This is a genomic window from Flagellimonas nanhaiensis (assembly GCF_003382275.1).
GTDB classification, from domain to species: Bacteria; Bacteroidota; Bacteroidia; order Flavobacteriales; family Flavobacteriaceae; genus Flagellimonas; species Flagellimonas nanhaiensis.
Genome location: NZ_QTJX01000004.1, coordinates 220,142 through 231,724, shown reverse-complemented (window position 1 = coordinate 231,724; position 11,583 = coordinate 220,142). Strand labels below are relative to the sequence as shown.

Below are 11,583 nucleotides of genomic sequence, written 5' to 3'. Positions count from 1 at the left end.
TAGCATTCCTGGATAACTTTTACAGAACTTAATTAGCTCTAATGATTCCTCCTTAGTGGATTTGTTCTGTTGGTTGGCAAATTCTTCCGATATCCTTGAAATTAGGTCTAGGCAGTTTCCTAGCTTCCAATCCTTGAAGTCGTTAAGCTCTTGACCAGTGTCGTTTTTGATGAATGTTATTATTTCGTCCTCGCTCATATCTTTGGTTTTAAATTTCTTCTGAGTAATCGCAGTTAAAGTTTAGGCACAGTACATATCCAGCATGAAAATCAATATCAACCTCGTTTCCATATTTTGGGTATTTTAGTCTCTCTTTCATATAGTTCAATTGTTTGATTGTTAAAAGGGTAGGATTTCAGTTGAACCGCACTCAAAAATCTCACATAACTTTTCAAGGTTTCTAAGGCTTAGGGCGTGTCTGCCTTTTTCTATATTGCTTATACTGGCTCTCGATATTTCCATTTTATCGGATAGAAATTCTTGGTTCCACCCTTTCGCTTTTCTAAGTCTGACAATATTATATGCTACCACATCCTCAACACTTCCTTCTATCTCAACTTCCTGCTCAACCAGTACTTTTTTCTTTATGAAATATTTCTTTGCTTCCATGCTCCTATTATTTGATTTCTATTGCCAAGGATTTATCTATTAAAAATTGGAAGTCGTATTGGTTCTTCAGTAGGAAAAGAATTGATGAATACTCTAGATTTTGTATTGATTGAGCATCTTTGGAATTTTCCAAATACCTTAACTTATTGTTCTCTTTGAATCCAAAATCTACCCGCATGGCTTCAATATCATTGATCAATTTAGATAGGGGTATTAGGAGGGGTTTATAATTCTCATCGTTTATGCCCGTGAAGGACAAATCCCCGTCATCATGCAAAAACTCATATTGCCAATACTCGTTGACCTGGTTGGCTATTCCGTTTACTTTGAGAATGGGTACTTCCCCATACTTCTCTAGATGTCTTTTGCCTTGGACTTGTAATCCAAAAGGGATATAGCCTATAATTTGCTCAACCTTCAACTGCAATTTTTCTGTCTTTGTTTCCATATAGTTGGTGTTAATCAATTAGTCCTAATTCTTCGGCTTTTTATGCGTTATATATAGTCCAAGGGACATAATTAATACAGCTATTGTATTGTTGGATGGAGGATCTATGTTTATGATTTTACAAGCATTGAGAAATTCTATTGAAAGCCCAAAAAAGAATACCCATCTCAACCCTTTTCTGTATGTTCTTTTCTTCATCGCTTTTGTTTTATGGTTTATATTGTTCTTTGTTATTTGGGTTGGTCAATCAATTGTTCTGTTATAAATGGCACTGGCAAGGCTTATTCTATTTACTAATTCGCTTTCGGAATTGTGGTGATGCTCACACAGTGCCATATGATTGTTTATTTTTTGGTCAATGGGTGCCCAATAATTGTTTTATCATGTATTTTGTGACAGGTTCTACACCTCATCGTTATATTCTTCACATCCCACGCCCATTCGGTTATACCCATCTTTTGACATTCATCTACACTTATATCATGACTGCAGTCTATCGGTTCTCCACAATTAGCATTCTTTCCACACCCAACCTCTTCACAGAAAACATATCCATGCTCCAGCATCATCATTTCAATCTTCCTTTCCTTGGCTTTACGGACCCTATAATCAATCACTGATTTTTCGACCCTTTCACCGTTTGTCATTTTATAGCTAGGCATGTCCTTTGGATTTAGAAAAATATCTTCCTACCGGTCTTTCGGTCCATGTGGCCATCTTACAGAAAGTTGACATATCAATAGGTTTTCCCGTGGACATTCTCCACAATGTGGCCCTTGAAATGCTCATTTGCCTACATACCTCAGCTTCGCTCATTGAATTCTTGTATTGTTTTTTACGGATGTCCAAATCCAATTTTATATAGTCAAAGAATATCATAGTCACCTCTTATTTTTTTTATGTTCTCCGTAACACCATTTGACTGTTTATAAACTTTTGTATTTCATTCAAACATGTTGAGTCGAATAGCATGTTTGAGAATGGAAAGAAAACATACCTTCTCCATTGGGGGTACCAACCTATTTTTCCCAAAACCACATTATTATGGTTAGATACTACTTCCCATACCTTGGTTTTCCCAGTGTCCTTAACGACTATGTAGTGCAAGTTTTTCATTAGCTTACCATATCTAGTATTGTTGGAGCGTTCAATTCAAACTCCAATCCTTTCAAATAGAAAAGTCCATCATCATAATAATCTGGGTTCAGCTCAACAGATATAGCCTTTCTATCCATCTTTAATGCCATAAATGGAGTGGAGAACAATCCTCCAAATGGATCATCGATCAAATCTCCCTCATTGGAAAATCGGAATATCAACCTCTCAATAATATCCAGCTGTAATGGGCAGATGTGTTTTTCCCTTTTTCTGTTCACTTGGTTTGCATTTAGGGTGTTCATCCTATTTATGTCGGTCCAAACCATATCGGAATTCGACGTGGGGGGTATGGTCATGAATAACTTTGAAAGCCTACCATGGGAGTCAAGGTCATCGCACACACGTAGATGCTCCTGAAAATTGTATATGTTCGTTTTATCGAATGATTTCCAGAGATTGTACACATACTTCATGTCGTGTTGAGAAAGCTCTTCAGAGCTTAGAAAACGGTTTCCTGAAGACTTCCAGTAGGCGTGTGCATCCAACTGCCAAAGGCTCAATAAATACTCATCTATTTTCTTGACTACGGGGTCATCCGCATATGCGTTTTTGGAATCGGACGGGCTTTTTCTGAACAATAGGATGTATTCTGGCAGCCCCACACCCATTTTGGTGGCATCCTTCCGCTGTTCTCCCCACGTAAGGCGATAGGTCTGGTTGTTCTCCCTAACAACATCCGTGGTCACCGTTATCTTGCCCACCAAATGGAATCCGTGCTTTTCAAAGTGTTGGACCGTCTGACCACTAAAATCCTTGATGGTGGTAAACCCCACATTGTTTTGGTGGCTGTATTGGATCCTATCCTTCACATGGATGGCCGCTACCCTACCAGGTTTGAGTGTCCTCAGGAGATTTGGGGTCAAATGGTCCATTTGCTCAAAAAACTTGTCATTGCCATAGTTATGGCCAAAGTCGTTGTAGTTGTCCGAATATTCGTAATGGTCTCCAAATGGGATTGAGGTCAATATCATCCCCGTACTGTTGGATTCCATTTCCTGATGTACCATTACGGTATCATCATTGAATACTTTTGCATTTCCAACCTCAGCTGTCCGCCTTTTGTTGAATATCTGTCTTTTCATGTCTGCGGTGATTTTGTTTGTATTGAGTCCATACTCTCTGACCAGGTTCACCATTTCCGTCTGGAGCTCGATATGGTTTTTCCACTTTCTTTGGAGTTCCTTCCATACCTCGTATTCATTTTCCGTATAAATGAAATGTGTTGTAACCTGATACAGTTGCATAAATCGATAGATCCTATGGACTGCTTGGATGGTGTCATTGAATTTGTAGTCTATCCCCAAAAAAATGGCATTATGGCAATGTTCTTGGAAGTTGCACCCTTGCCCAGCTATTATTGGTTTGGACAAGAGTATTTGATATTTTCCTATGGAAAACTCTTGTAGTAGCTTTTCCTTTAAATGGTTGGGCTGGCTTCCATAAACCGACCTGAACCCTATCTCCTTTCTCTGCTTGAGAGCTTTTTCCAATGCCATTCTTTCAGCTTCCCTATGGTGCCAAATGATATATGTGGCACTGGGGTTTGCATCGATGATTTCCATGGCCTTTTTCACCCTGATATCGATACTTTCCGATTTTTCTCGCGATGTGTCCAAAAGGCTTTTGGTGACATCCCTGAACATGATCCGCTTTCCTTCCCTATTGGTAAGGTCGGAACATGTAGGGCTCTCAACCTCATGTTGTACTATTTCATGGGTTGGTAGGATATAACCTGTATCATCAAAGCCAAGGTCTGAGGGTTTATTTAGAAATACCGCCCAAGTGGATACCCATTTCCAGAATTCCTCTTTTTTGTGTGGGTATAGGGTTAGATGCCCTGCCTTCGTGCTATCCCTTTGGAAGAACCTGGTCAGAGCATGGCCACGGTCAACTACACCAAGGAATACAGCGTAGTTCAATATCTCTATGTAGTTGTTGGGTGTTGGGGTGGCGGTGAAAACATACCTATAGGGAACTTTTGAAAAGTGTTCAAGGACATAATTGGTTGTCTCCGTTTTCAGGTTCCTTAGAATAGAGGCTTCATCCAATGAAACACCTCCAAATTTGGTCGGGTCTATATCACCTTTCCGGATACGTTCATAATTGGTCAGGTATATCTTTGGTTGATAGTCGTCAATTTTATCGCTGTCCGTGATGTATTCAATATCAAAGCCAGTTTTCAATTTTTGGTTGTCCCTTTTGAACTCTCCCGCAACTGCTATGGGCAACCCAATCAAAAAAGGTTTCCCTGTATGGTCTATGACCAGTCTGGCCAGTTCCAATTGCATGAAGGTCTTCCCCATTCCAAAAGAGGCAAAACAGGCTCTACGGCCTCCGGAGGCCATCCATGGCACAATGGCCCCCTGATGTGGGAAAAGCTCCTTTGACAATTGACAAGGTTCCACATCAAAACCGTAGTTTTCAGCTACAATTATCTTGCTCTCCAAAAATTGGGTGTAGTCCATGCGTTAGTTGTTCAAAAGCGTTGGCATTACCAGAACTTCACGGTTTTCATCCTTAAGCACCGCTCCAAACTTTTCTGATTTCATATTGATCTCTATGGTTTCGGAATCAATGCACTGTATTGACCTTAAAAGGTAGTTGGCATTGAACCCGATTGGAAAAACATCACCCTCATGCGTTCCGGGCACATATTCCTTTCCGTGGGTGTTCAATGTACTGTCATCTGAAGAAATGATGGCCATATCATTTGTGAAGTCGAAACGTACCTTCTTTTCCTTTAGACCCCCATAGACAACACTCAATCTGTTTATGGCAGAAATAAGGAAATCCTTGTCACAGGTAAATTTTGAAGTGAGGGTGTCCTGAGCGGGGATGACCTTGTTTACCGGTGGGAACTTGGCATCGGTCAATAGTATGGCGACCTGTGTAAGGTCATCATTCACCAAAAGGGTATTTCCTGAATATCCCATTTTTAAAGATGCCTCATCAAAATCTATGACTTCGAAAAGGACTATGTTCCTATTTGGGACCAACAGACTGAATTCCGCTTTTCCACAACCTGTTAAATTGTTCAGATAGCAGGTGTAATTATCCGAAGCCTGTACCTGAAGGCTGTTTTCATAATTGGTGATGTGGACATTGAAGAATTGTCGTAGGTCATCATTGTTGGTGAACCTTTTGGCCTCCATCAATGCCTCAAAGAATGCTGGGCCATCCACCTCCAAAGCTTCATCCAGTTTCTTGAATTCAACATTGGGATAAGCCTCTATCTCACCCAAGGGAAGTTCATAGGTGGATTTTTCAAGGTTGATCATTATGACCTTGTCCATCACTTCAACTTCGAATCTTGGGGATATTGCATTCTTTACAATGTTCTGGAACTTCCTTTGGTCAACACAGAATCGGACTTCCCCATCCCCCTGTACCTTGACAAATGTCGATGCGGTCTTTTCAAAATCGGTAGCGGTCATGTTCAATAGACCGTCCCTTACCTCAAAGAGCGCGTTACTGAGTATTGGTACGTTTGGGTTGTTGGGTACACAGGGCGCGATTCTTCCCATGGCCTGCAAGAAGGTCTTTGTTTCAATTGAAATCTTCATGGGGATGTGGTTTCAAGGTTTCCAATTTTCTCCAACTCTTCCACGCCCAATGTTTCTATGTTCTTGAAGAAGGTTTCCAGTGCCATCTCCCATCTAAGTGTCTGCAGGTGTGCAGGAAGGTGGCTGGTATATTTGTTTGTGTTCAGTTTTTCAACAAGCCTTTCCAATTGCTCGTTCCTTTCTACGATTTCCCTCGTTTCCTCTATAGTGGGCACAACCAATCTCTTTGCCTTGTTAAGGTTTTTGAGGGCAACCTCTAGATTTTCGGATCCTCGACGGTCCAATGTTGCACCTACCAGCGCTATTGACCTGTCCAGACAATTTTTTAATTCATGGGTATTTTCCATTTTCAAGTGTTTTTAAGTTTATAGTGGGGTGACCTTCCATCCCACGAGGGAAAGGAATGCTCGAGATCCATTCTGTGTTTCACCGATTCTTCCCCTCAGACCACAGCGGATCTTATAGTTTTTTCCTTCTTCAAGGTCATCCAACAAATCCGTGTTGTGCTGCCATAGTTCCACAGGGTAGTACTGGGGGTTCTGTTCAACTGTCATCATCGTAACGGTTGCCTTTTGGAACCCGTTTTGGCCAAAAGTTTCTATTTCGCCCTTGTGGTGGACGACACCAATGATATCTATATCCATTTTCAATAGTTTATGTCAGTTCTTGTTTGATCTTTCGTTTACGGAAAAAGCCGATGTGCTCAGGATGCTCCTTTTCGAACAACCTGACATAATAGCTGGTGTAGTTGTTGTTTATCTTGAAACCATCCTCTTTGGTAGGTCCGGCTGTATGCCATCTAACAAGCTCCATCACACCTTTGGCACCATAATTTTTGAAACCTCTTTTGATGGCCTTGAAAGTGAGTTTTTTGAACATCTTGTAGACATTCGGATACTTACTGTGGAAAGAGTAGAATTTTGAGGTGGCACTCTCATCAAGCCCAGAAAAGACCTCATCCAATGTGACCTGTTGTGATACTGTATTTTCCATTGTGTTCAAAGAGTTTTATGTTTTGTGATCGGGCAAGATCATGTTTCCTATTGCCCATATGGTCAGAAGGAATACCAGGGATAACAAGGGGCTATTGTCAAAAGCTATGTATATCCCTTCCATGGTTCATTTCCTTTTTCCCAGATTCTCGCTCAACGTGTATACCAATAGCCACAGTCCCAAAAAAGTCCAGATGGCGGTTTTGTGATGGTTCTCAATGGCAGTGAAAAATTCTTCCATTTCCTTGTTTATTTTGGTGTTTCCTTGTTGAGCTCGTTTTGATAATATTCCAGCCTGTCCCTCCAATAAGACTTCACACTTTCCATGATTTCAGGTCGGGTAGTTCTTCTTCCCTCCAGCCACCATAAATGGTCCCTTATTTGCCTGATATGTTGTGAAGCTATTTTGGTACCGCATATCCTGCATGTTGGTGCTTTGAATTGAAAATTTGATAATGGTAGCTTCTCTTTTGGCGGGCGTATGCGATCGCCTCCAATAGATTGGTGAAAAGCTTGTTGTTTTTGATGTTCACCCTGTTTCCCTCACGGGTGTACCTTACTGGTTTGTTTTCTATGTACTTTTTGCTCTTCATCAACTACTTATCAAACAAAAAACTCTTGTATTCTACTCCATCCATACTGGCCATTCAATATGTCCAATGCCTCGTTTAGGGGAAATGAGGTTTTCTTCATCTTCCTTTGTTCCAAGAAGTTTTGGCACCCAGCCCTACACGCCCCTGTTAGCAACCGGAACTGATTTACGGTCATTATCTGGGATTTCTTGATGTTTGATACAACTTCTTCTATGTTTGAATCTTCTTGCATGAATTTGAAGACTACATCATCAATAGCTTCTCTTATTGTATGTCCATGTGCCCAATATTCTCCCTTGCTTGCCACAAAACATTTTTTGTCACGATTGAAGAACTTGCCTTCGTAGATTGTCATATCGGAAACCTTACGCTTTTTTCGCATCACAGTGGCTATTCCATCTATCATGCGAATGGATTTGTTGCCCTGGATAATCCTTACGTTTCCGTCAAACGCCCAATCACCGATGTGGGTCACACTGTTGGGGATTTCTATGCTCGTGAGTTGGTTTCCTCGAAACGCCCCAGAACCGATGTGGGTCACACTGTTGGGGATTTCTATGCTCGTGAGTTGGTTTCCGTCAAACGCCCCAGAACCGATGTGGGTCACACTGTTGGGGATTTCTATGCTCGTGAGTTGGTTTCCTTCAAACGCCCAATCACCGATGTGGGTCACACTGTTGGGGATTTCTATGCTCGTGAGTTGGTTTCCGTCAAACGCCCAATCACCGATGTGGGTCACACTGTTGGGGATTTCTATGCTCGTGAGTTGGTTTCCGTCAAACGCCCAATCACCGATGTGGGTCACACTGTTGGGGATTTCTATGCTCGTGAGTTGGTTTCCGTCAAACGCCCAATCACCGATGTGGGTCACACTGTTGGGGATTTCTATGCTCGTGAGTTGGTTTCCGTCAAACGCCCCAGAACCGATGTGGGTCACACTGTTGGGGATTTCTATGCTCGTGAGTTGGTTTCCTCGAAACGCCCCAGAACCGATGTGGGTCACCACCATCCCATCGATTTCCGAAGGGATTTTAATTTTTTCTTCATAATCACGGAGTCCATCAATTCTAATGGATTCTCCATTTACTGTTGTGTAATAAAACTTTTTCATTTTCTATATAGTTATTTTATAGCTTCCTCATAGGACACCCCATGGATTCTTTTAAATTCTGCTTTGATACTGCTCCATATCCATCTGCCCTGCTTTTTGGATTTTATCAACTTACTTTCCGGACTTGCTTTTTCCCTTTTAAAATCGCTTTCGGAGAGTCCTAACAACAAAAGTGTCTCAGCCTTGGTACAAACCCCTCTCCTGATATCTTGGCGCATTTCTGCCCTCATCTTTCTGAATACATCCTTATCTACCAAAACTGTTTTCATCTCTTTTTAATTAGGGGGCAGGACCATAGGAAGTACCACCCCCATTCATCAACCAAAAAACTAATCTTCGATCTGGAGCACCTTTTCATATCTGTGCAGATCGTTAAGTATTTCCAAGTGTTCGTTTTCAAGAACACTCCTTATCTTGTTCTTTACCTCAATCGCTATCCTCAATTGTTCTTCCGGGCCATATTCATTGCTGCTGTTGATGATTGCGTTCACACAATTGTGTACCGTGTCCTCGATCTCACTTTCTCTGCTCTGTACCGGGAAAAATTTTTCAAGCCATTTCATCAGCCATGATTTTATCAAAGGTTTTGATGTCCTCTCCGGATTGGGTGTGAAGTCTGCCACAGTTTTCTACGGCTCGTTTCATCAATGCTTTTATGGCCTTCGCATTTGATTTGGCCAAATTTGTGTGGCCATACCTTACCAGGTTTACCGTACTGAATGAGACCAAGTGCAATTCCGCGATTTCCTGTACATCCTTTTTATGGATGTATTCGGTCAGAAAAGCCACCATAGATTCAGGTAGTGGTCTACCATAATTGTGTTCTTTGAAACTACACATGACCAAGAATTTGGGCTACGGTCAAATCCACATAGCATTCAAATCTCGCCTGTCGTTCACTCTGGGTGAATACCCTTACCTCAACCTCACCGGTTGGTTTGGGAACGTGTACGATTGTTAATCCTGTAGGTGATTTCATAGTGTTCTTTTACGTTTTAAAGGGAAAAATGAGCAATAATTCACATCATTAACACTTTTGCCCTATATTGCGGTTAACTAAATGTTTAATACAATATTATGTGATATATTTCACTTAGAGTGAATTATTTCATGTTATATTATTCACATGTTATTAACAATTGGATTTAACAGGAGAAGAAATAAGGAGGCGGCGTTTAGAAAATGGATGGTCTCAAGGACATCTAGCGGAGCTCACTGGCCAAACAAGAGAAACGGTTAACAAGCATGAAAACGGAAGTAAAATTCCTAATTCAAAACAGAGTGCTTACAAAAGAGTTTTTGCTGGATTATCCATGGAAAGACATAAGCCCTATGACCCAAAATCCATAAAGCCCCAAATTGGTGCCGGACATCAAATCACTCTGGATGATGGCCTATTAAATGATGAGAACGGGTTGGCCATGATGGCCAGGTGGTTGATAAAAAACCATGATGCCCTGGAGAAAGATGAAATCTTTGGCATCTATATTGAAAAAATAAAACTTAAGGGGAAAAAGGAGTTCGTGAAAACAGAAAAGGACCAGTTACAGGAATTAACGGACCACGATATTGAGCTCATCAAGCACTTACTGACAAAGAGCAAATCCCTGCCAGGATCATAACACTATTTTTTTTTGCGCCTTTCTTTATAGCGCACGGTTCCGACCAACATGGATTCCAAATCGTTAATTAATTCACCCTTCTTGACCTTATTGAATATTATTCTTACCTCTTTTGCCCTGGCCCTTTCCTGCCCAAGTTCAGCCAATAGGTGATTGAATTCGTGCTGGTCATCTTGAAGTGACTTTTTCAGTTCTTCGACGACTTCTTTATACAGTCCATTCTGAAGGACCTCAGCTTTCTTGAGCTGGTTCTTCCTTCTTCCGGTTATCCTGTCCCAAATATTAATCGATGATTTCCTTAGCTTTTTCACGTAGTCGTTCTTCAATTAATTCTGTATCCTTTTCAATTTCTTCCAATGCTTCTTTTTTGGATTCCCTATATAGGTTGGGTTTTAGGGCATGAAGCAGCAATTTTTTAATATGGACCTTCCGTAGCTCTATAATAAAATCTAAGAAAGAGTCCTCCAATTTTCTGATTCTGTTCTCATGGGAAAGAGCGACTAAAAATGCCGTTACCGAAACAGCAATTCCCAGAAGGGTCAGAACAATTTTGTACATCCAAGGCTCTAGGTCGTTCTCTGGGTAAAATATCCAGGATAAAAAGAATCCCACTATGGTACCATACGTTATTGCCTTGAAGTTTTTCTGGAACCTTTTGGTACCACCATACTTTCTGAGGCTTATGAGAAGTTCATAAAATAGAGCGCAAAGAATTAGGGCAATACCGAAGTTATAGATGAATTTGTGACGGGAGGGAAATCCGGATATCCTTGCAGCTTCCCTTGTGATTTCATATGAACCCTTTTGCTCGGCTTCCAATATCCTAAGTTCTACGATCTCCTTTTCGAGGCTGTTGGCTGTTTGTTGGAATACCAATAATGTAGTCTCTCCAGATAGATATTCAAGACTGCACTGGACTATATGTTTTTCATTGGAATAAATTTTGCTACGGGTGGAATTGAGAAGGTCACGGGAGGACCTTACCTCTGGTTCCGTAAAGGGAAGGAACAAGTGGAGCGACCAAACAACGGCCACAAGGACCGTTGTTGTAAAAGGTATTGGATTTTTTCGGATTTTAGTTGTCGCCGTCCTTATCCCCTGTACTAGAACCGCCATCTTTTCCCGTGGCGTTCGTTTCAATGTTGTCGATGTTGAGTGTTTGCTCATCCGTACTTTCTGCTTCACAAGAAACAAATAATGCCCCTGCTACCATTGCCAAAACAAAAACTAATTTTTTCATGTCATCTAAATTTTTAAAGATTAATTACCCTTTAAACTATTTAGAAAACAGACACTTAAAAGACCGGGGGAGAAATACTTATTAAGTTTTTATCAAAAAATTAAGACTCACAATATACGGGGATTAACTCATATGATATTGTAGAAAAACCTTAAAAATTCTGGGGTTTTTCCGTAATGGATTCTGTAAATCGATAAAAATTGCACTTCATCGAGTCAAATTTCTCTGGGTTTGAAAACAAGTACAT

Annotated in this window: 20 protein-coding genes; 1 reads left to right on the top strand and 19 read right to left on the bottom strand. The window is 40.9% G+C overall.

The genetic code is table 11. From position 1 onward, the window contains the following. The 16 genes from DX873_RS15895 to DX873_RS18965 all read right to left on the bottom strand — a co-directional run. On the bottom strand, positions 1-198 hold a 198-nt coding region (locus DX873_RS15895; protein WP_147296678.1), incomplete at its 3' end, for a hypothetical protein. 141 nt (positions 199-339) lie between these two features. Next, positions 340-609: a helix-turn-helix domain-containing protein gene (locus DX873_RS15890; protein ID WP_116185470.1), complete on the bottom strand. Its 270-nt coding sequence runs from the start codon at positions 607-609 to the stop codon at positions 340-342. 7 nt (positions 610-616) lie between these two features. Then, positions 617-1,057: a hypothetical protein gene (locus DX873_RS15885; RefSeq protein WP_116185469.1), complete on the bottom strand. Its 441-nt coding sequence runs from the start codon at positions 1,055-1,057 to the stop codon at positions 617-619. 344 nt (positions 1,058-1,401) lie between these two features. Beyond that, complete coding sequence (locus DX873_RS15880; protein ID WP_116185468.1) at positions 1,402-1,719, bottom strand: hypothetical protein; 318 nt, start codon at positions 1,717-1,719, stop codon at positions 1,402-1,404. Then, positions 1,712-1,936 carry a hypothetical protein gene (locus tag DX873_RS18765; protein ID WP_147296677.1) on the bottom strand — a complete coding sequence of 75 codons (225 nt, stop codon included), beginning with the start codon at positions 1,934-1,936 and terminating at the stop codon, positions 1,712-1,714. Before DX873_RS18765 ends, DX873_RS15880 begins: the two co-directional genes overlap by 8 nt. Positions 1,937-2,172: 236 nt before the next feature. Beyond that, on the bottom strand, positions 2,173-4,680 hold the full coding sequence (locus DX873_RS15875) for a DNA methyltransferase (RefSeq protein WP_116185467.1): 2,508 nt from the start codon (positions 4,678-4,680) through the stop codon (positions 2,173-2,175). A gap of 3 nt (positions 4,681-4,683) precedes the next feature. Beyond that, positions 4,684-5,778 (bottom strand): DNA polymerase III subunit beta, encoded by a 1,095-nt coding sequence (gene dnaN / locus DX873_RS15870; protein WP_116185466.1) that lies wholly within the window; start codon positions 5,776-5,778, stop codon positions 4,684-4,686. Further along, entirely contained in the window at positions 5,775-6,125 is a 351-nt protein-coding gene (locus DX873_RS15865; RefSeq protein WP_116185465.1) for a hypothetical protein, read from the bottom strand. The genes dnaN and DX873_RS15865 overlap by 4 nt, the downstream gene beginning before the upstream one ends. Positions 6,126-6,143: 18 nt before the next feature. Beyond that, positions 6,144-6,422, bottom strand: coding sequence for a DUF3127 domain-containing protein (locus tag DX873_RS15860; protein WP_116185464.1), 279 nt, complete (start codon positions 6,420-6,422; stop codon positions 6,144-6,146). Between the two features lie 10 nt (positions 6,423-6,432). Beyond that, positions 6,433-6,771 (bottom strand): hypothetical protein, encoded by a 339-nt coding sequence (locus DX873_RS15855; RefSeq protein ID WP_116185463.1) that lies wholly within the window; start codon positions 6,769-6,771, stop codon positions 6,433-6,435. Between the two features lie 400 nt (positions 6,772-7,171). After that, on the bottom strand, positions 7,172-7,363 hold the full coding sequence (locus DX873_RS15845; RefSeq protein WP_116185461.1) for a hypothetical protein: 192 nt from the start codon (positions 7,361-7,363) through the stop codon (positions 7,172-7,174). A gap of 10 nt (positions 7,364-7,373) precedes the next feature. Beyond that, complete coding sequence (locus tag DX873_RS15840) at positions 7,374-8,474, bottom strand: leucine-rich repeat domain-containing protein (RefSeq protein ID WP_116185460.1); 1,101 nt, start codon at positions 8,472-8,474, stop codon at positions 7,374-7,376. 11 nt (positions 8,475-8,485) lie between these two features. After that, entirely contained in the window at positions 8,486-8,743 is a 258-nt protein-coding gene (locus DX873_RS15835) for a hypothetical protein (protein ID WP_116185459.1), read from the bottom strand. Between the two features lie 60 nt (positions 8,744-8,803). Continuing rightward, positions 8,804-9,037, bottom strand: a complete 234-nt coding sequence (locus DX873_RS15830; RefSeq protein WP_116185458.1) for a hypothetical protein — start codon at positions 9,035-9,037, stop codon at positions 8,804-8,806. Next, positions 9,024-9,314, bottom strand: a complete 291-nt coding sequence (locus tag DX873_RS15825) for a hypothetical protein (RefSeq protein ID WP_116185457.1) — start codon at positions 9,312-9,314, stop codon at positions 9,024-9,026. The genes DX873_RS15830 and DX873_RS15825 overlap by 14 nt, the downstream gene beginning before the upstream one ends. Further along, positions 9,307-9,453, bottom strand: a complete 147-nt coding sequence (locus DX873_RS18965) for a hypothetical protein (protein WP_181899532.1) — start codon at positions 9,451-9,453, stop codon at positions 9,307-9,309. Before DX873_RS18965 ends, DX873_RS15825 begins: the two co-directional genes overlap by 8 nt. A 160-nt stretch (positions 9,454-9,613) precedes the next feature. Here DX873_RS18965 and DX873_RS15820 point away from each other — a divergent pair, with 160 nt between their 5' ends. Then, entirely contained in the window at positions 9,614-10,096 is a 483-nt protein-coding gene (locus tag DX873_RS15820) for a helix-turn-helix domain-containing protein (protein WP_116185456.1), read from the top strand. Positions 10,097-10,098: 2 nt separating this feature from the next. On the opposite strand, the gene DX873_RS15815 is transcribed toward DX873_RS15820, so the two are convergent. Genes DX873_RS15815 through DX873_RS18960 form a run of 3 tightly spaced genes read right to left on the bottom strand, consistent with a single transcriptional unit; the run spans position 10,099 to position 11,336 of the window. Then, complete coding sequence (locus DX873_RS15815) at positions 10,099-10,407, bottom strand: hypothetical protein (RefSeq protein ID WP_116185455.1); 309 nt, start codon at positions 10,405-10,407, stop codon at positions 10,099-10,101. Beyond that, the gene (locus DX873_RS15810; protein WP_147296676.1) at positions 10,379-11,212 is read right to left on the bottom strand and encodes a hypothetical protein; all 834 of its coding nucleotides are present in this window, start codon (positions 11,210-11,212) and stop codon (positions 10,379-10,381) included. The genes DX873_RS15815 and DX873_RS15810 overlap by 29 nt, the downstream gene beginning before the upstream one ends. Beyond that, a complete protein-coding gene (locus tag DX873_RS18960) occupies positions 11,172-11,336 on the bottom strand; it encodes a hypothetical protein (protein WP_181899531.1) in 165 nt (54 codons plus the stop codon). The genes DX873_RS15810 and DX873_RS18960 overlap by 41 nt, the downstream gene beginning before the upstream one ends. Positions 11,337-11,583: the final 247 nt, after the last annotated feature.